This window comes from Labrys sp. ALF-8 (assembly GCF_059699065.1).
In genome coordinates this window covers 393,541-412,071 of the sequence record NZ_AP048541.1, presented here as the reverse complement: position 1 = coordinate 412,071, position 18,531 = coordinate 393,541, and the positions used below count along the sequence as shown (strand labels likewise).

The window sequence follows — 18,531 nt, the reverse complement described above, 5'->3', positions numbered from 1 at the left end:
GGACGATCAGGCGAAGTAGCTGCTGAAGTCGCGCGCCGCGTGCCCGAAGGTGCCTATCGGCTTGCCTGCGTCGTCCCGGTCGACGCCGATGCGCGGGTTGGGGCTCATGGCGACGAGGTAGTCGGGGTTGGTGATGCCGTACTTGGTCAGGATCTTGGCGACCTCGCCCGATCGGTGCAACCAGGCCAGCCCCTGGTTGACGGCATCGAAGAGGTCGTAATTCTTCGGGTCCATGCCCCAGATCGCGCCGAACTTGCCGGTCAGCGTGGGAAAATCCGGATCGGCTGCGATCGGCAGCTGCTTAAGCTTGAAACCAGGATTCTGCTGAATGATGTAGTCGATGATGGGCGCGTCCAGGACAGCGAAATCCAGCCGTCCGGCGGTAACGTCGCGCAGGCAGGAATCGGTGTTGTCATAGAGCTTGACCTCTGTCGTGCCCGGCACCTTCTTCATGTTGGGCACGACGGAGAAACCCGTCCCGGTACCGATGGAGCGGCCCTTGAAGGCCTCGATCGTCACGTGATCCTTGTACGGTTCGGACTCCCGCATGATGACATAGGCGCCCGTGTAGAAAGCGGCATCCGTGAGCTGGAGGATCTTCGAGCGGGCCGGCGTCCAGGCGAAGTTGCCGCCGAACCAGTCGGCGCGGCCCGACTGCACCGCCTCGATGACGCCCGGAAAACCCATGAGGACCACCTTGACCTTGAGACCAAGGCGATCGGCGATCAGCGAGAGCATTTCGATGTCCGTTCCGATCGGTTTGCCGTCCCGCTCGCCAGTCAAGGGCATCTCGCCGGTGCAGGCCGCCGTTATGTAGCCCTTTTCGAGGGTGCGAATGTCCGGCGCGGCTGCAAGGGCCGGGCGGGAACCGAGCGTGGCAGTGACGCCGGCCAGGGCGGCAGCGCCCCACCCCAGGGTCTTGAGAGCACCACGGCGCGAAACGCTACGGAATGTCAGATCATCGATCATTATGGCTTCTCCGGATGGCTTGGCTCATTCCAATCCTGTCAAGAGATCGGCCTCGCGCTCGGGCTGTCCGGCGACGCGGCAGTCTCTCGCGGATTTTCTTGTTGGGCTCACGTTAGCAGTAGAATTGGGGGTGTCCAGCACTTTTTGCATATACGCAAATTATGCAACTGTTGCCAAACTTTTAGGCGTCTGGCATGTCCTTCCCTCACCGGGCCCAGGCCCAGCGCTTTCTCGACCCCCGGATGTCACAATGGCCAGAAGCCAAGACTTTGCTATGATCAGACCCGATACCCTGCGCGACGGCACCGGCAACAATGGCGATCCGGGACCGGTGATCCTGCGGCTGCGCAAGGAGCGCAAGCTTCTGCTGACGGAACTCGCCAAACTTTCGGGCGTTGCCGCTTCCACGATATCGCGCATCGAAAATGGCAAGATGTCGCCAACCTATGCAGTTCTGGCGCGCCTCGGAGACGCCCTCGGCGTTCGTTGGTCCGACATCGTCGGGGAAGCCCAGAACTCCTTTGCGCCAGGATGCCGCGCCGTTACACGGGCTGACGCAGGCATACGGCAGGCCACGGCCCGCGGCATCTACGAATGGCTCGGGACGGATCTCGTCACCAAGGACATGGAGCCGACCGTCATAGAAGCGGTCCTCGAAAAGGGCTCTCCCCTGCTGGAAGGGCATTCCGGCCAGGAACTGATCTATGTTCTGGAAGGAACCCTCGTCTTCCACATGCAGCACTACGCTCCGCTCGTGCTGGAAAAGGGAGACAGCGTCTACTTCGACGCGAACACTCCACATGCCGCCTATTCCCGCGGCGGGCCGGCGCGTTTCCTGTCCATCGTGTCGCGGCCGCGATAATCACGGAACTTATTTCCGTATATGCAATTGACGGAAGACGGATGTCGCAAATAGTCTGCTCCGTGATGCGGAAGGGAGCATGGCTTGCATGTCGGAACATCAGGGAGAAGCATTCGAGGATGTCGCCGATATCGTGATCATCGGCTCGGGGTCGGCCGCGCTGACTGCAGCGCTCAAGGCTGCCAGGAGCGGAGCATCGGTCCTTATTCTCGAAAAATCGTCCTATCTCGGCGGAACAAGCGCGATGTCGGGGGCGGGCACCTGGGTTCCGGCCAACCGCCACATGATCGAGGCAGGAATCCAGGACAGTCCCGAGGAGACCCTCTCCTACCTCCGGGCGACCGCCCCGGAAGGCTGGTCACGGACGGAGGACACTTTGTGGCAGGCTTTCGCGGAAAACGCCCCGAAGATGCTGGATTTCGTCGAGGCGAGCACACCCTTGCGCTTCGCGCTGACCAACGAAGCCGATCCCCTGGCCGAATACGCCGGCGGGAAGACGGGGGGACGGACCTTGTCTCCGAGGCCCCTCAGCCGCCGTATCCTGGGACCCTATGCTTCCAAACTCCGGCGTTCGACATTGCCGCACATCTTCACTTATCAGGAGTTGTCGCACGATATTCAGCGCCGTTTCATATCGACCGTCCTTCGCATGGCGCCGACATTGATATGGCGCTGGCTCACAGACACATGCGGCCAGGGCAATGCGCTGATGACGGGCCTTCTGAAGGGCTGCATCGACGCCGGCTGCCGGCTGGAGACGGACGCTCGGGCCGTCAAGCTGCTCACCGACGAAGTTGGATCCGTGACGGGGGTCATCGTCGACCGGAAGGGAGAAACGCAACAGGTGAAGGCTCGCCGTGGCGTGCTGCTCGCCACCGGTGGTTTCGAATGGAACGCCGAGCTTTTCGCCCGGCACTTTCCCGGGCCGGTCGACTTCATCGGCAGCCCCCGCAGCAATGAGGGAGACGGCCAGCGCATGGCCGAAATGGCCGGAGCCCAGCTCGACCGCATGGACCAGGCCAACATCTCCTATCTGGTCCCGACCCGTTACGAGGGCAGGCTGCATGGCATCCCGCTCCAGTTCCACACCGTGCCGAACGCCATTCTCGTGGACCGGCTCGGCCGTCGCTTCACAAGCGAATACCGCTTCAACCTTGGAGAGATACTCGATGCCCGGGATGAGAGGGGGCAGCCGAGGCATTTGCCGGTATGGCTGATTACGGACGCCCGCTTCTTCCGCGGATCAATGCTGCTCCGATGGTTCGCCCGGTATGACAAGCGCTGGGTAACGCGTGGCGAGACGATCGAGGATCTCGCGGATCGGATCAGGCTTCCTGCAGGCAACCTCAGGGAAACCGTTGCCCGCTTCAATACCTTTGCACGAAAAGGGATGGATGAGGATTTCCACAGGGGGGAAACCCCTCTGGAGAAAGAGCGCGCGGCGGTGAGCGGGTTGATGAGCCCGATCGAAAGGAAGCCCTACTATGCCATTCCCTTCAACCGGTCGATCCTTGGAACGAAGGGAGGCGCACGCACAAATGCCCTCGGACAAGCATTGCGGCCGGACGGTTCCGTAATAGCAGGCCTTTATTGCGCCGGGTTGACCATGGCCAATCCGATAGGGACGCGCGCAGTCGGTTCCGGCACAACGATCGGGCCAAACATGACCTGGGGATATATCTGCGCCGATTCAATGATGCAGACAAATCGCCACTAGAGCAAAGCGCGTTTAGGTGGAAACGCCGCTTTTCTCTAACTCCTTGTTCTTCGACGCGTCTTTGCATTCTGCCGATTCCGGCAAAACACAAAGCGCTCTAGATTGGTATTCCGTGCGGTCATCTAACCGAGCGACGTCGTTTCGCATGGCCACGACGATCGCCGGACCGCCGAGTTGAGAAACCACGAGTTCCTGTTTTACTCCGCCGCCACCTGCAGTGCATCGTCTCCTACCCCGTCCGGCAAATCCGCGGCCCGCTTTGACGGCAGCCCCCACCCCTTGATCAAGGCATAGATCGCCGGGATCACGATCAGCGTCAGGATCGTCGAGGAGATCATCCCTCCGATCATCGGCACGGCGATGCGCTGCATGATCTCGGAGCCCGTGCCGGTGCTCCAGAGGATCGGCACCAGCCCCGCCATGATGGCGACCACGGTCATCATCTTGGGACGTACGCGCTCCACCGCGCCCAGCATGATCGCCTCGTTGAGATCGGCGCGCGTAAAGGCGAGACCCTTGGCGCTGCGTTCGTGCCTCACCTCCGCCAGGGCCTGGTCGAGATAGATCAGCATCACCACGCCGGTCTCGGCCGCGACGCCTGCGAGGGCGATGAAGCCGACCACCACGGCGACCGAGAGGTTGAAGCCGAGCCACCACATCAACCAGAGGCCGCCGACCAGGGCGAAGGGCAGCGACAACATGACGATCAGCGTTTCCGTCAGCCGCCCAAAATTCAGGTAGAGCAGCAGGAAGATCAGCATCAGGGTGATCGGCACCACCACTTTCAGCTTCTCGGTGGCACGCTGCAGATATTCGAACTGCCCGCTCCACTCGACATAGGTGCCGGCCGGGAACTTGACGTTGTCGGCCACCGCCTTCCGCGCATCGGCGATATAGCCGCCGAGGTCGCGGTCATGCATGTCGACATAGATATAGAGCGCGAGTTGGCCGTTCTCGGTGCGGATCGAGGTCGGACCACGGGCGAGCTCGACCTTGGCGACATCGCCCAGCGGCACGGTACCCCCATTCGGCATCGGCACCAGCACGTCGCGGGCGATGGATTGCGGGTCGCTGCGCAGATCGCGCGGATAGCGCACATTGACGGTGTAGCGCTCGCGGCCCTCCACCGTGGTCGTCACCGTATCGCCGCCCAGGGCCATCGAGATCGTGTCCTGTAGATTGCCGACCATCAGCCCGTAGCGGGCCAGGGCATCGCGGTCCGGCGCAATATCGAGATAATAGCCGCCGATCACCCGCTCGGCATAGGCGCTGGTGGTGCCGGGCACGTTGCGGACCACGGCCTCGATCTGGCGGGCGACATCGTCCATCTGGCCGAGATCCTTGCCGAGCACCTTGATGCCGATCGGCGTGCGGATGCCCGTCGCCAGCATGTCGGTCCTCGCCTTGATCGGCTGCGTCCAGGCATTCGAGACGCCGGGGAACTGCAAGGCCTTGTCCATCTCGGCCGTCAGGCTGTCGATGGTCACACCGGGCCGCCACTGATCCTTCGGCTTGAGGTTGACGACGGTCTCGAACATCTCGCTCGGCGCGGGGTCGGTCGAGGTGTCTGCTCGCCCGGCCTTGCCGTAGACGGAGGCCACTTCGGGGAAGGACTTGATGATACGGTCCTGTGTCTGCAGCAACTGCCCGGCCGAGGTCACCGAGATGCCCGGAAGCGTGGAGGGCATGTAGAGGAGCGTGCCTTCATTGAGGGTCGGCATGAACTCCGTGCCGAGCCGGGCCGCCGGCCAGGCGCTCACGGCCAGCGCCACGATCGCCAGCACGATGGTCAGCATCTTGGCCCTGAGCACGCCGCGGATGAGCGGACGATAAATCCAGATCAGCGCCCGGTTGATCGGGTTGCGACGCTCGGCGATGATCTTGCCGCGCACGAAGATGATCATCAGCACCGGAACCAGGGTGATCGACAGAATGGCAGCGGCTGCCATCGAGAAGGTCTTGGTGAAGGCCAGCGGACCGAACAGGCGCCCCTCCTGCGATTCCAGCGTGAAGATCGGCATGAAGGAGACGGTGATGATCATCAGGCTGAAGAACAGCGCCGGTCCCACTTCCCGTGCCGCTTCGATCAGCACGTCCACGCGCGAGCGGCCGGGTTCGGCCCGTTCCAGATGCTTGTGTGCGTTCTCGATCATCACTATGGCGCCATCGATCATGGCGCCGATGGCAATGGCGATGCCACCGAGGCTCATGATGTTGGCGCCGAGGCCCAGGAGGCGCATGGCCCCGAAAGCCATGAGGATGCCGACGGGCAGCATCAGGATGGCGACCAGGGCACTGCGGATATGCAGCAGGAAGACGATGCAGACGATCGCCACGATGATGCTCTCTTCGAGCAAAGTGTGCCTGAGCGTGTCGATGGCCGAGTCGATCAGCCCGGAACGATCATAGACCGGTACGATGCTGGTGCCTTGCGGCAGGCTCGGCATCAAGGCGGCGAGCTTCTGCTTGACGCTGTCGATGACATCGAGCGCGTTGGAGCCCGAACGCTGCAGCACGATGCCGCTGGCGACCTCCCCTTCCCCATTGAGCTCCGTGATCCCACGCCGCTCGTCCGGGCCAAGCTCGATGCGGGCCACGTCCTTCAGCAGAACGGGCGTGCCATTGTCGCTCTTGACCACGATCTTGCCGAGATCGTCGATGCCGCGCAGATAGCCCTTGCCGCGCACGATGAACTCGAAGCCCGACAGCTCGAGCGTGCGCCCGCCGACATCCGCGTTGCTGGAACGGATGGCGTCCCGGATCTTGTCGAGCGAGATGCCAAGATCGCGCAGCTTCTGCGGATCGATCACCACATTGTATTGCTTGACGAAGCCGCCGACGCCGGCCACCTCGGCGACACCCTCGGCCTTGGACAAGCCGTAGCGCAAGGCCCAGTCCTGGGTGCTGCGGGTTTCGGCGAGGTTCCGGTTGTCGGCCGTCACGGCATATTGATAGACCCAGCCGACGCCGGTGGCGTCCGGACCGAGCGTCGGGGTCACGCCGGCGGGCAGGTTCTTGGCGGCAGCGTTCAAATATTCGAGCACGCGGCTGCGCGCCCAATAGATGTCCGTGCCGTCCTCGAAGATCACATAGACGAAGGAGACGCCGAAGAAGGAAAAGCCGCGTACCGCCCTGGATTTGGGAACGGTCAGCATCGCCGTGGTGAGCGGATAGGTAATCTGGTCCTCGATCACCTGTGGCGCCTGGCCTGCATCCTCGGTGTAGATGATGACCTGCGTGTCCGAGAGATCGGGAATGGCGTCGAGCGGCAGGTGCCGCAGCGCGTAGAGGCCCCCGGCTGCAGCAAATACCGCGGCGATCAGCACCAGCGTGATGTTGCGGGCAGACCAGGTGATCAGGCGGGCGATCATTTGGCGTCTCCAATCACTTTGTCTGCCGGCTCCTTCAGGCCCTGCAGGGCGGCCTTGAGATTGCTTTCGGCATCGATCAGGAAATTGGCGCCGGTGACGAGGCGATCGCCCGCCGACACGCCGCTCGCGATTTCCACAAAGCCGTCGCCGCGGCGACCGAGCTTGACTTCGCGCGGTTCCAGCCGGCCCTCCCCCTTATCCAGGATCACGGTCTGGCGCTCGCCATTGTCGAGCACGGCGCTGGCGGGAACGGCCAGGACCGGATTGGTGCTGCCGGTGGCGATGGTGACGTCAGCATACATGTCCGGCATCAGCACCCCATCCGGGTTGGGCAGCTCTATGCGCACGCGGGCCGTGCGCGTCTCCTTGTTGATGGTGGGGTAGATCACGGCGATCTTGCCCTCGAAGGTGCGGTTGGTGCCGCGCGGCTTGACGGTGGCCCCCTGCCCGACCGCGATGGCCGGCAGGTCGCTCTCGGGAACGTCGGCCAGCACCCACATCATTGAGGTGTCGGCGAGCCGGAACAGGGTGTCGCCGGCATCGGCCTTCATGCCATCGACAACCTCGCGGTCCACCACGATACCGCTGCGCGGCGCCAGCCACGTCATGGTCGCCGGAACCTCCCGGTCGGCATCGATCTCGGCAATGACGTTGTCGGGCACGTCGAAATTCTTGAGCCGGCGCAGTGCGCCCCTTACCTCCACCGCGTTTGCGCCCGACCGAATTGCCGAGAGGTATTGCGCGGCTGGTTGCAGAAGATCCGGCCCATAGACATGCATCAGCGGCTGCCCCGCTTGGACCACCGAGCCGGTGGTGATGTCTTCAACCTTGTCGATATAGGCATCGAAGCGAAGCGCGATGACCGATTGGCGCCGTTCGTCGAGCTGGACCGTACCGGAAGCCCGGACAGGGGTCGCGAAGACGCGCATGGCGGCCGGCTCCGAGCGGACCCCCGTGCGCTGGAGCTTGCCCGGCGAGAGCTTGATGGCGGAACCGTCCTGGTCTTCGCCGGCGAAGACGGGGATGTAGTCCATGCCCATAGAATCCTTCTTGGGCACCGGCGAAGTATCCGGCAGGCCCATCGGATTACGGTAGTAGAGCGGTATCTTGGCATCGCTTGTCGCTGCCGGCGGCGCCAGGGAATCTTCGGCCACCGGCTTGTCCTCGAAGCTGAGATCCTCGTCCACCCGCACCGGCTGGAAGTCATTGCCATAGGCCGTCTTGCGCGGCGTGGCCGAATAGGTCGGCCGGCCATCGGGATCGCGATAATAGATCACCGGCCCGCCCGCCGCCGGACCGGCCTTTGCCGGCGACGTTGCGGCGCCCGCGATCCAGGGCTCGGACCGCAGGAAGGGAAGCGTGGACAGCGCGACCTCGCGCTGCCCCGCCCAATAGCCTGCAGCGCCCCCCGCCAGCGTGGCGGTGAGGATGAGGCCGAGATGGCGCGCCCGTCTCATGGGACGACCTTGAATTCGAGCTTGTTGTCGAGCGTGCCGATCTCGCCCTGGACCTTGGCACCGAGGGACAAACGCCAGCCACCGGGCATCGGGAGGCGGGCCTTGAAGCTGTACACACCGGGTTCGCTGGAGGGAGCAGCCACGATCGGGACCGTCATCGCCGCCATGCCGTCCGGTGCCATGTCGAGGCGTTGGGCGAAGATGACCGCATCCGGCACGGGCTTGCCCGTGCGCTTGTCGATGAGCCGAGCCGCCACGACGGCGGCATCGCCCGCCTTGATCTCCGGTTGGACCAGCCGGAACTCGTAATCGTCGATGCCGGCCCAGGCCGCGGAAGCAAACAGGGCGCAGGAGGCGCCGATCAGCGCGACCGTCATGGTGCGCTTTGTCCTATGAGAGTTCATGATTCAAAGATCCTGATGATCATTAAAAGGCGCGCGACCGCGCGCCGACATGCCGGCCATGCCCCGTCGGCGATCGATGGAGCATGGCACGCGCCGTCACCGCATAGCTCCGGGCTACGCAGTGACCGGCCGCTCCGCTGGAAGCGGCGATGAAATCAGGATCTGGGAGGTCGGGCGGGCGGTTCTTCGCCGAGTTGGTCTCGTTGGCTAACGTTGCTCAGCACGAGGGCGCCCGGAATGCCAAAGCGCGTGACGACATAGCCTCCGACCATCGGCAGGCTCGGCACCCCAATCGCGACGCACAGGGACGCGAAAGGGCAATCCGTCGGGCACTTGGACGCCGGCATGTGCTGCTCCGGGCAGCAATTCACGCCGCCCGGCATGGCCGCCATGTGCTCCATCGCCGCCGTTGGAACAGCCATGGTCACCCCCGCGACCGATGGGGTCACCATCGGGGTCATCAGGAACCCTGCGATTGCAAGAATCGCGAGCAGGCGGGAGATCGCAGGCCAAATCATGCTGCCCTACGGTCTCACATCCCGAACCGGCGGGAAAGTCATCGCGGCTCACGATTGCGTTAGATGTTTGGTCAGGGCAATGGGTGGTGCGGGTTGTCGATGAACCCGAACGGCTCATCTGACCATGCTTCGCAGATAGCTTCGTAGGGAATGAAGGCCGCGTATGTCTTGAGGCGGCGTGCAAAGTTATAGGCCGCAATGAAGTCGGCGAGGTGTCGGCGCAGTTGTTCGTCGCTTCCACTTCGCCATCGTCTTCTGGTTGATGCCGTAGCGGCCAGCCCGTGTTCTCCGACTCTCTCTGACTATGCTGCCTGGCTCGACAAACTGCCCCTACCGTGCGGCGCTGCCGTGAAGAACTTGCCCATAGTGCCCCTCTCCCCCAGTGTGAAAAGACTGCACCATCAAACTCCGAAATCGAACATCCAGACATAGCAACAATAAATTCCTTACATACAACAACCCTGCATAAATCTATACATTGTTATCACATCGGGTTTAGTTTTATATTATTATTCCGCGCACATTCTATATAATACTGTATTATCAATAGTAATCTTTCCGTAAATGCTCCTCATAATTCCCAAATTACCTCATTGACTTCTACGTCATGTTGTGGTCAAGCGTGAAAATGAATTCCTATGAGGAGCAAAATATTGAGCAATTTAGATGAAACATAATGTGCACAGTATCCAAGATACTAACTATAGATAAAATAAGTGTAGTACACAATATCTGGAAAAATCTGGTGTTATCTGTCGTAATTCCGATGTATAACTCTGAAAAAACAGTGGCCGATACGCTAACCTCTATACTGGAAGGCGTAAAAATGCTATCTGAAGTGCTCGTCGTCGACGATTGTTCGCTCGATGCGTCTAGAAGCATTGTTTCAGCGATTTCGAAGGTAGATGATCGCGTAAAGCTCCTGGTCGCCCCCAGGAACATTGGGCCAGGACCAGCCCGGAATCTGGGCCTAGAACGGGCAACTTCACCTTATGTGTCGTTCTTCGACGCCGACGATATCATGATCGGTCAATCCATTGATGTCACTCTTCGGGAACTCGCGCGTCTAAAGGCAGACATGGCTATCTGTCCGTATAATCTCCAGCTATCCCGCGAATACAACACAACCGGGCGCATGCAGCCACGAGATCAGGCTATATTTGGCGACTTATTCAAATTCGAAGATCTAAGAGTTATTAATCCAAACAAGAATTTGCATATTCTAACTTTGACCAATTATCCATGGAACAAGATATTCGAGACTAATTTCGCTAAAAGAAACATAAAATTCCCAGATTTGCAATTGCATGAGGATATCATTCCTCATTGGAACACCATTTTATCTTGCGAGAATATTCTATTCGTCAACAGCCCCATTGCTAATTATTTCTGTAGCCCGTTCGGTCTCAATGCAAGTAATGTTAGATCATTCGCTAGAATACAATTGGTGCAGGCTTTAAGAGATTTAAAAAATAATGTCATTGATAGGGCAGAAGATATAGATCTATACCATGTCTATATAGATTTCTCAGTTGATGCCTTGCTTTGGGCCGCCGGTATGGTCGATCCGGATCTGCGCCCGACGTTAAAAAAGCATATATTTGACTTCCTTTCGGATCAACCTAAACGTCTGTTGGACATGTCCTTTCGTCGAGACGGAGATTTGGTCCATAGAGTCGCGAACTTGCTGGAGCTGACCTAATGGCCTCACCCTTGGTCTCTATTATAGTGACTACCTTTAATATAGAGCAATATGTCGAGAATTGCTTGGCGAGTGTCCTAGCTCAGTCGCTGAGGGATATCGAAATCATTATCGTCGACGACGGGTCGAAAGATACCACTCCAGACATTATTAGGAGGCTGGCTGGAACAGACAACCGTATTCATACGATTCTGTTGCCTACCAATAGTATCGGCGGTGTATCTACCGCGGCAAATGCAGGCCTGGACATCGCGACGGGTGAGTACGTTGGCTTTGCCGATGGCGACGACATCTATGAGCCGAGAATGTTCCAGAAGCTGTACGACGCCGCGAAACGATATGAAGCCGATATATCTATATGCGACTATGACGATTTTGATAGCCAAACGAATGAGATAAGTCCGTCCAGTGATAAAAATGTCTGGTTACGTCTTCCTGACGATCCAGTGTTCGTCGTCGGGCCAAAAAATATCCGCGTATTCCTCCAGTTATCCCCTGTTCCGTGGCGAAAATTATATAGAAGAGAGGTTCTTCGGGAAAAAAAACTTCGATTTCCGGTGGTAGACTATTTCTTCGAGGACAATCCGTTTCACTGGAAGGTACTGACCGAGTGTAATACGATCGTAATGGTAAGAGAAATCTTGTGTCATCATCGGCTAAATCGAGTTGGCCAAACAATGTCTCCTACCAGCGGGCGGGCCATCACGATGTTGAATCATTTTGTTGGCTTGAGAGATATCTCGAATGGCAGTCGATATGATCTTTCATTAGACCTCATAGGATGGCTCCTTCGCCATATATACTGGGTATACGAAAATGTACCGGCGAGATATTATGGTGATTTATTTAAAATAGTTAAGAAGCATTTGAACGGGATAACGAGGAATCAAGTCAGGTCTTGCATCAAGAATGCTTTGTTTTCGGAGCGCGATGGCCTGCTTTTGCTTCTAATCAAGCAGGGGCGGAATCATGAGGCAAGGCGCATTTTGGGAGGAAAATCTACAAAAAGATTCTGGCTCGATATACAATTACTTAGCGTGTTTGGTCCAACCGCTTTTGCAAGACGCAGAAGAGAACTAAGAAACCGCGCACTCAGGAAACGCATCGAAAGGGTAGAATCCAGATTACGCGATTCAGAGCTTAGGCAACGAGCGAACGATCTGAGGATTGAGATGTTGGAGCGACTTTCTGGTGGACACACAGATCTCGAACTTCCCTCGGTTTACCGCGACTAGTGATGACTATCACTCATTCACAAACCGGGGCCATTTCACGTCGTCTGGTTATCCAAGTTGCCGTATCGACGTTTGGACAAGCAATCCAGGCAACCCACTTTGGTGCTGGGCAAGCTGTTGCAGAGAGAGTTCTGGCATCATCGTGGTAACCACCCGGCTGCTCTCGGTGAAAGCTGCGCCTTGCGGGCGAGAAACCGGCTGCAGGGAGTGCTCCATCAAGATCCCGATAATCTGTTCTTCCGAAATACGCATGTGCCTCACGATCTGGTTCGCTCGTGGCGAGTCAGAGTGCAATTCAGAAATGCCTTCAGGCATCTCATGAATTAATGGAATCGAAGGATGCCGAACGATTCACAGAATGAATTGGATCGGCGTGATGCGGCGGGCAAGAATGGCTTATGGCAAAGCCCCCTGCCCTCCCCCGGCTCCATTATGTTCTCGAGCGCATCGATGCCTCGAGGAACATGGCCCGCTACTATGTGCTCTCGATCGAGCCGACCCTGTTCGAGGAGACCGCTCTTGTCCGGGAATGGGGCCGTCTCGGCACACCTGGCCGCAGGGTGAGCAATCTGTTCGATCTGCCTGCGAGTGCCGTCGTCGCGCTCGATATCTGGCTGGCCCGCAAGCGGAAGCGAGGATACAGGCGTATCGGCTGACCCCTGCGCCTCAGCGATGCGCCTGGACATCGCCAGACGGTGCTCCATTGCCTTCCCCTCACGCACTACGCCGCTCCTTGCCGAGCTTCGATCGGATCAGGGCCATCAGCATGGGACCGAGCGAGAACTGCCCTGCCCTCGCCCTCTGCGTAAGGTTGCGCAGATAACCGCCCGGGCTCTTGATGGCCTCGCCCTTCTGCAGCATGGCGGCAATGACGATATTCGCACCCTCTGCACCCAGGGCTTCCTGCGCCTCCTCCCAGGCGCTCGGGCTGACACCGAGGAATTTGCGCACAAGCGCCACCGCGCCTGCCAGATCGCGCCAGGATCGAATGCCGTCCGGAGCATAGTCCGCGATCTCGGGGCAGGCCTCCAGCACCATGCCCAGCGGATAGGTCTTCGACGCAGGTTGCGGCCGGGGCATCTCTCCCGGTCCATCGGATATCCGCGCGCTCGGAGGCGCATCCGGCCCCGGCGCCGTACGGCCTGGAGCGGTCGCGGCTTCACCCGGCGGGTCGATGATCAGGAGGGGCGCTGCCTTCGCCTTTGCTTTTTCGGAAGCAAGTTCAGATTCAATAGGAGAGTCTGGGTTTGAATTCTGTATGTGGCGCTCACTTTGAGACTCTTTGGCGCTTGGATTCCTGTAAAAGACATGCGTTTCCAGGATATTGCGGATACTCGCCGCCATCTGCGCCAGTTCCGCCTCGACAGGCTTGAGTTCCTCATGCGTCGCAGAGCGCGGAATCCCGCGCGTGAGACCGAGATAGCCCTCGTGCAGGCCTTCCCAGTTCCCCGGAACCTCCTCCTCCAGCCCGGTCGCGATCATCTTGGCAATGTCGCGCCGAAGCAGCGTGACCCTTTCCCGCAGCAGCAGCATGGCCTGCCTCTCCGCCTTCACCGCTCCCGCGAGATGCTCGAACTCTCCGGCGCGGGCCACGAGCGGCGCGAGATCGAAGCCGAAGGCATCCTCGATGGTTCCCCCCTCCCCTTTTCGCGCATAGCGCTTGCCGTTGGGACTGTCGCGGCGAACGATGAGGCCCCGCTCGACCAACACCGCAAGGTGGCGCCTCAGCGTCGCCGGCGCCATGCCATGCGCCCGCAGCGACAGATGACGGTTGGACGGGAAGACCACCAGGTCCCCCTCCCCTGTCAGGGTCGTGTCCGGATGGAAGCTCAGCAGCGCGTTCAAGACCGCCAGCGCCCGGTCGGAAACACCCAGCCGCGTCTTCGCCTCGCAGATCGCATGGAAGACCTGCCATTTATGAACGACCGCATCCGGCGGACAGCCGCGCGCGGTGACCTGCGCTGCGATCATGCCAAGCGACAGCGATCGGCGCCCAAAGGGCGTCGTTGCGATTTCTGTCATATGTCCTTTGCCTCTGATCAGGCAAAAGAAATCCGCTCACCGAAACGGTGCCGAAATCGAGCCGAGACTCTTGACTGTGATTCGCGAAAGTGGGATTCTCAATTTGCTTAGGACTGAGAAGGGCTTCCGGAATTCGTTTCGGGGGCCTTTTTCCTTTGCGGGTGGATCTCCTCTGGGGTGGGTGGAGTGACGGTCTAGTTGCCGGACCGGCTAGTTCTTGGAGGCATTCGCAAGGAACTCCTCGTAGAGTCGGTCGAGCCGAGTTACCAGGAACTCCCCGAAATCGGGGACGAGCGTATCGTCGAACGCCAGGACAGTCCGATTGGGAGCACGCGTGATGGCCGCCGCACGGCGGCCATCCTTGGTGGACCAGCTTTCGGGGGGCGCCTTCTTCGGCAGGCGTCGATCCTGAAGACTGTGGATGAGAAGGGCAAACCGTCCGTCGCTGTCGGCTGCCAGAAAAGCATCGGACGTGGTGAGCGTCTCGACGTCCCGAGGCTTGGACTTGGCCAGAAGATCGGCAAGCAACTGCCAGCGAGGCCGGCCGACCTTGCGGGCCGGGCCGATCTTCTCGATGAGAGCGCCAGGGATCTGCCTGGCAATGCTGATAAAGCGGCTGAGATCGCCCTTCTCCGTCCCGAGCGCCGCCATGATGGTCGCACGTTCGTAACCGCCCTGCTCCAGCGCGAAGGCAAAACGGGCTTTTTCGATATAGGACAGATCCTGGCGCTCCAGGTTTTCATTACCTTGGGCAACCACCAGTTCGTCATCGCTCAGCGGCTGGACGATAGCCTTGACCTTCTTGCCGAGTTTGGTGGCGGCCAGCACGCGCCGGTGTCCATAGGCGATCTGATAGTGACCTTCCTGAGCAGGATGCGGTCGCACGAGGATCGGCGTGCGCTGTCCTTGTTCGGCGATATTGGCGACAAAGGCATCGAACTCCGGATCGGCCACCAGGCTCAGACGGTCCCGCACCGGGGAGGCCACCAGATCGCCGGGATCGAGCTCGACGATCGTCGTACCGCTAAGGAGCTTTTCGTTCAGCGCCGCTGCCGCTCTGGCACTGTCGGAGATGTGCTGCAGCGAAGCGCGCATTGCGCCGATAGCGCCCGTGCGAACGCGATCCTTGTCAGGCGCTTCGCCGTTGGGAGCTCCCAACGCCTTCGCAGTGAACAGCGAAGCAATGGTGTCTTTGCGGCTCATGGCGTGCTCCGTCCCCAAGCCCTGGCAATGAGCGAGGCAATCTCGCCGTTGACGCCGTCGAGCGAGTCGATGGCCCTGTCATAGGTCGCTCTCGTGAGGTTCTCTCGGCCGACTTCATAGAGCGTCTGCTTTGTCAGGCCGGCGTCGGACACGGCAGCCGACTTGACCATGGGATTGGTCAATACATGATCGCCGAACAGGTTACGCAGCAAGGCCACCACCTTGGTCTGCGGCGCATCCTGTGGCTCGTAGCGCGTGATGAGATATCGGATGAAGTCATATTCGAGTCGTCCGCCAGCCTGTCGCACAACATCGAGCAGGTCATGCGTCATCAGCAGGAACTGGCTCATCGAGGCCACGTCGAGCATCTGTGGATGGACCGTGACGATCATAGCCGTCGCCGCGCACAAGGCGCTCAGCGTCAGGAAGCCGAGCTGGGGCGGACAATCGAGGATCACGACATCATAATCGTCGGCGACTTCGTCGATAGCCTGCGCAATGCGGGTGTAGAAGATGCCGTCCGAACGTCCCTGGGCGAGCGCGCGCGGCGTATCGTGCTCGAACTCCATCAGTTCGAGATTGCCAGGCACGAGATCAAGGCGCTCGAAATAAGTTTGCCGGATAACTTTCGACAGGGGTCGCCTGGCGTCGTCATAACGAATGGCCGCATAGAGCGTCTCGTTCGTCTTCACGCTCACCTCGGGCATGACCCCGAAGAGGGCGGAAAGGCTCGCCTGCGGATCAAGATCGATCGCCAGGACACGATAGCCGTGCAGGGCGAGATACTGGGCGAGGTGAACGGAGGTGGTAGTCTTGCCGGATCCTCCCTTGAAATTGGTTACGGCGATGACCTGCAAGTGGTCTTTCGCTTCCCGGCGGGGCCAGAATTCGTGTGCTTCGCGGCCTCGTGCAGTCGAGGCCAGCCGCTGGCGGATCTCGTTGATCTGACCGAGGGTGTAGAGCCGGCGTCCTCCGGATGTGATTTCTGGCTCCGGTCCCTCCCCCGCCAAGGCGAGCTTGCGAAGGGTGGAATCGGAGATGCCCATCAACTTGGCGGCTTCGCCCGACGTGAAGCGGCGCAGAACCTTCTGCGCAACCGGCGGAAAAAGAGCGTCGCTCATCGCCTGAAGTTGCGAGCTCAAAAGGCTCGCATGCACGCCGATCGCGCGATCGACCTGCTCGGTCTCACGTCGATACTGGGTACGATCCGAGCTCACGCTTTTTTTCCTCGTCACGAAATTTCATCTAATCAAGGCCGATTTCCGTGACGAAGATACGTGACTTCGCGATTCTCGCAACAAATTAAGTATTAATGAAGTCTTAATTACCCCTCCCCTTCCCAACGCAAGGCGAGTCCCTACGAGTCAATACGGAAAGTTGGGAGCTCCCAACTTTTTAGGGCACCTCATCGTCAGAGACCCGCAGGATAGCCCTTACGGCCCCCTCCTCTCCGACTGAATCACTCTACTATAGCGCAGCGCGAGTCGGCACTCGATAACCGGGGGCATGCGCGCTGAACAGCAGATCCAATTGATAGCCACTATCGCCGTCATTCGGGCATTGGCGACGCATGCCCTATCATCGAACAACCCCTCCAGGGCCAGCCCAAGCGTCCCCAATCTTCTCACGGAGCGCCGCTCCTCCAGAAGGCACTGAGGCGCCAGCCCCCTGCCGAGCACGGCGCCGTCCGCTGCCCGTTGCGAGATGGTATGAAGGTTTGGATCCGAGACCTGCCGGACGCGCCCCTCAGGCTACCAGCCCTCATCATTCTCGGATTGAATGCGGCCGTCATGCCGGGGCACTGGAGGGAAACCCGGAATCCACGAGCACCGTCTCGCAAAGTTCCTGAATTTCGCCTCACCGCTACCCTGCAGTCGGAATGAAGGCCCCGACCCATTCAAATCCGGCAGCGACTCAGAGGCCCGCCGCCTTGGTGAGATTGACTCTGAAGCGATCGCGCCGCCGCTGGTAGCGACGTGTCATTTCTGCGGAAGCGTGGCCCAATTGCTTCTGAACATACCGCTCGTCGACCTCGGCGGAGGAGGCCAGGCCTGCTCTCAGCGAATGGCCGGCAAACTTGTCCGCACGCTCTCCCTCCGGCAGATCACTCCGGACTCCAGCCCCGAGGGCCGCCTGTTTGACGAGGCGCGCGACATGACGGCCGTCGAGCCGATCGGCACCAACCTCCCTGCCCTGCCCCGTAACGCGCCTGAACAGCGGACCATGGCTGACACGGCCGAGCTCCAGCCAGGTCTTGACGGCTACGACCGGGCAGGTCGCGTCCGATGAACCACTCCCGACCTCGACTTCACGCCAGCCGGTCTTGCCGCGCAGGGTCACGATCATGCCCCCGTCGACAATCTCGACCCAGCCCCTGCCGTCCTCCGTCTGGTCCCGGCCCGCGTCGAGCCCAACGATTTCGGAGCGACGCAAGCCGCCGGCAAATCCAAGCAACAAAATAGCCCGGTCGCGCAGGCCTCGCAGCGACGATTGCTCCAGTGTCTGGAGCATCGCGATGACATCATCCGGCAGCACTGCTTCCTTCTGGCGCGGTGGCGACGTGTGCGTATTGCGGATGCCTGCGAGGACGGTGGCGATATGGCGATCCGCGCGATCCAGAGGCTCGCCACGTTGGCTATAATTCCAGGCGAGCGCCGAGAGCCGCCGCTCGATCGTGGACACCGAACTGGCGGCTCCGCCGGGCAGGGCGGCGCCGGAGGCACAGGCCGTGATATAAAGCGCCACGACTTGCGGATTGGGGGGAAGGAGAGGGAGGGCCTGGCGCCGACACCAGGCAGCAAAGTGCTTCCAGTCCGACGCATAGGCCCGTCGCGTGTTGGGTGATCTCGCTGCATCGACATATTCTCGGGCGCGGTCAGCCAAACGAGCCAGATGAGCCGGCGGGGCAGGGGAGGGGACCGGGATGGCCTCGTAGGAGCCAGCACCAGCTTCCGGCTCATCCTCACCAGTGATCATTCGCCTCCTCCTATCATGCCGATGAAGCCCATGCGCTCCCTATAATAGTGCAAATGCTCCGCATGCTCATTCGAGAACGCGGAGCATCCGTTTCG

14 protein-coding genes and 2 pseudogenes are annotated in these 18,531 nt (G+C 60.1%); 5 read left to right on the top strand and 11 right to left on the bottom strand.

What is annotated here, in order from left to right; genetic code table 11:
• Positions 1-6 precede the first annotated feature (6 nt).
• Positions 7-969 carry a substrate-binding periplasmic protein gene (locus AC6H34_RS32840; protein WP_497541863.1) on the bottom strand — a complete coding sequence of 321 codons (963 nt, stop codon included), beginning with the start codon at positions 967-969 and terminating at the stop codon, positions 7-9.
• 274 nt (positions 970-1,243) lie between these two features.
• On the opposite strand from AC6H34_RS32840, the gene AC6H34_RS32835 reads away from it, so the two are divergent.
• Together AC6H34_RS32835 and AC6H34_RS32830 are read left to right on the top strand one after the other, a co-directional pair.
• A complete protein-coding gene (locus AC6H34_RS32835; RefSeq protein ID WP_497541862.1) occupies positions 1,244-1,831 on the top strand; it encodes a helix-turn-helix domain-containing protein in 588 nt (195 codons plus the stop codon).
• Positions 1,832-1,919: 88 nt separating this feature from the next.
• A complete protein-coding gene (locus tag AC6H34_RS32830) occupies positions 1,920-3,548 on the top strand; it encodes an FAD-dependent oxidoreductase (protein ID WP_497541861.1) in 1,629 nt (542 codons plus the stop codon).
• 197 nt (positions 3,549-3,745) lie between these two features.
• Here the strand turns inward: AC6H34_RS32830 and AC6H34_RS32825 are convergent, their stop codons facing one another.
• From AC6H34_RS32825 to AC6H34_RS32800, 6 genes and pseudogenes are all read right to left on the bottom strand, one after another.
• Positions 3,746-6,919 (bottom strand): efflux RND transporter permease subunit, encoded by a 3,174-nt coding sequence (locus AC6H34_RS32825; RefSeq protein WP_497541860.1) that lies wholly within the window; start codon positions 6,917-6,919, stop codon positions 3,746-3,748.
• Positions 6,916-8,376: an efflux RND transporter periplasmic adaptor subunit gene (locus tag AC6H34_RS32820; RefSeq protein WP_497541859.1), complete on the bottom strand. Its 1,461-nt coding sequence runs from the start codon at positions 8,374-8,376 to the stop codon at positions 6,916-6,918. The genes AC6H34_RS32825 and AC6H34_RS32820 overlap by 4 nt, the downstream gene beginning before the upstream one ends.
• Positions 8,373-8,780: a FixH family protein gene (locus AC6H34_RS32815; protein WP_497541858.1), complete on the bottom strand. Its 408-nt coding sequence runs from the start codon at positions 8,778-8,780 to the stop codon at positions 8,373-8,375. Before AC6H34_RS32815 ends, AC6H34_RS32820 begins: the two co-directional genes overlap by 4 nt.
• Positions 8,781-8,935: 155 nt before the next feature.
• Positions 8,936-9,202 carry a hypothetical protein gene (locus AC6H34_RS32810; RefSeq protein WP_497541857.1) on the bottom strand — a complete coding sequence of 89 codons (267 nt, stop codon included), beginning with the start codon at positions 9,200-9,202 and terminating at the stop codon, positions 8,936-8,938.
• A gap of 167 nt (positions 9,203-9,369) precedes the next feature.
• Positions 9,370-9,528: pseudogene (locus tag AC6H34_RS32805) on the bottom strand (IS481 family transposase); the annotation flags it as partial.
• Positions 9,521-9,700, bottom strand: a pseudogene (locus AC6H34_RS32800) (hypothetical protein); the annotation flags it as partial. The pseudogenes AC6H34_RS32805 and AC6H34_RS32800, both read right to left, overlap by 8 nt.
• Positions 9,701-10,043: 343 nt before the next feature.
• Here AC6H34_RS32800 and AC6H34_RS32795 point away from each other — a divergent pair.
• The 3 genes from AC6H34_RS32795 (at position 10,044) to AC6H34_RS32785 (ending at position 12,891) form a co-directional block, all read left to right on the top strand.
• A complete protein-coding gene (locus AC6H34_RS32795; protein ID WP_497541856.1) occupies positions 10,044-11,000 on the top strand; it encodes a glycosyltransferase family 2 protein in 957 nt (318 codons plus the stop codon).
• A complete protein-coding gene (locus AC6H34_RS32790) occupies positions 11,000-12,235 on the top strand; it encodes a glycosyltransferase family 2 protein (RefSeq protein ID WP_497541855.1) in 1,236 nt (411 codons plus the stop codon). The genes AC6H34_RS32795 and AC6H34_RS32790 overlap by 1 nt, the downstream gene beginning before the upstream one ends.
• 398 nt (positions 12,236-12,633) lie before the next feature.
• Positions 12,634-12,891 carry a WGR domain-containing protein gene (locus AC6H34_RS32785; protein WP_497541854.1) on the top strand — a complete coding sequence of 86 codons (258 nt, stop codon included), beginning with the start codon at positions 12,634-12,636 and terminating at the stop codon, positions 12,889-12,891.
• A gap of 58 nt (positions 12,892-12,949) precedes the next feature.
• On the opposite strand, the gene repC is transcribed toward AC6H34_RS32785, so the two are convergent.
• The 4 genes from repC to AC6H34_RS32765 form a co-directional block, all read right to left on the bottom strand.
• Complete coding sequence (gene repC / locus AC6H34_RS32780; protein WP_497541853.1) at positions 12,950-14,257, bottom strand: plasmid replication protein RepC; 1,308 nt, start codon at positions 14,255-14,257, stop codon at positions 12,950-12,952.
• Positions 14,258-14,467: 210 nt separating this feature from the next.
• Positions 14,468-15,460 carry a plasmid partitioning protein RepB gene (gene repB / locus AC6H34_RS32775; RefSeq protein WP_497541852.1) on the bottom strand — a complete coding sequence of 331 codons (993 nt, stop codon included), beginning with the start codon at positions 15,458-15,460 and terminating at the stop codon, positions 14,468-14,470.
• A complete protein-coding gene (repA, locus tag AC6H34_RS32770; RefSeq protein WP_497541851.1) occupies positions 15,457-16,677 on the bottom strand; it encodes a plasmid partitioning protein RepA in 1,221 nt (406 codons plus the stop codon). Before repA ends, repB begins: the two co-directional genes overlap by 4 nt.
• A 697-nt stretch (positions 16,678-17,374) precedes the next feature.
• A complete protein-coding gene (locus AC6H34_RS32765) occupies positions 17,375-18,436 on the bottom strand; it encodes a tyrosine-type recombinase/integrase (RefSeq protein ID WP_497541850.1) in 1,062 nt (353 codons plus the stop codon).
• Positions 18,437-18,531 lie beyond the last annotated feature (95 nt).

What these genes read in the sequence shown, in the direction of transcription:
- AC6H34_RS32790 (WP_497541855.1), top strand. Translation starts at nt 11,000, where the DNA reads ATGGCCTCACCCTTGGTCTCTATTATAGTGACTACCTTTAATATAGAG.
- AC6H34_RS32785 (WP_497541854.1), top strand. Translation starts at nt 12,634, where the DNA reads ATGGCAAAGCCCCCTGCCCTCCCCCGGCTCCATTATGTTCTCGAGCGC.
- AC6H34_RS32830 (WP_497541861.1), top strand. Translation starts at nt 1,920, where the DNA reads ATGTCGGAACATCAGGGAGAAGCATTCGAGGATGTCGCCGATATCGTG.
- AC6H34_RS32810 (WP_497541857.1), bottom strand. Translation starts at nt 9,202, where the DNA reads ATGGCTGTTCCAACGGCGGCGATGGAGCACATGGCGGCCATGCCGGGC.
- AC6H34_RS32815 (WP_497541858.1), bottom strand. Translation starts at nt 8,780, where the DNA reads ATGAACTCTCATAGGACAAAGCGCACCATGACGGTCGCGCTGATCGGC.
- repB (WP_497541852.1), bottom strand. Translation starts at nt 15,460, where the DNA reads ATGAGCCGCAAAGACACCATTGCTTCGCTGTTCACTGCGAAGGCGTTG.
- AC6H34_RS32840 (WP_497541863.1), bottom strand. Translation starts at nt 969, where the DNA reads ATGATCGATGATCTGACATTCCGTAGCGTTTCGCGCCGTGGTGCTCTC.
- AC6H34_RS32820 (WP_497541859.1), bottom strand. Translation starts at nt 8,376, where the DNA reads ATGAGACGGGCGCGCCATCTCGGCCTCATCCTCACCGCCACGCTGGCG.
- AC6H34_RS32825 (WP_497541860.1), bottom strand. Translation starts at nt 6,919, where the DNA reads ATGATCGCCCGCCTGATCACCTGGTCTGCCCGCAACATCACGCTGGTG.
- repC (WP_497541853.1), bottom strand. Translation starts at nt 14,257, where the DNA reads ATGACAGAAATCGCAACGACGCCCTTTGGGCGCCGATCGCTGTCGCTT.
- AC6H34_RS32765 (WP_497541850.1), bottom strand. Translation starts at nt 18,436, where the DNA reads ATGATCACTGGTGAGGATGAGCCGGAAGCTGGTGCTGGCTCCTACGAG.
- AC6H34_RS32835 (WP_497541862.1), top strand. Translation starts at nt 1,244, where the DNA reads ATGATCAGACCCGATACCCTGCGCGACGGCACCGGCAACAATGGCGAT.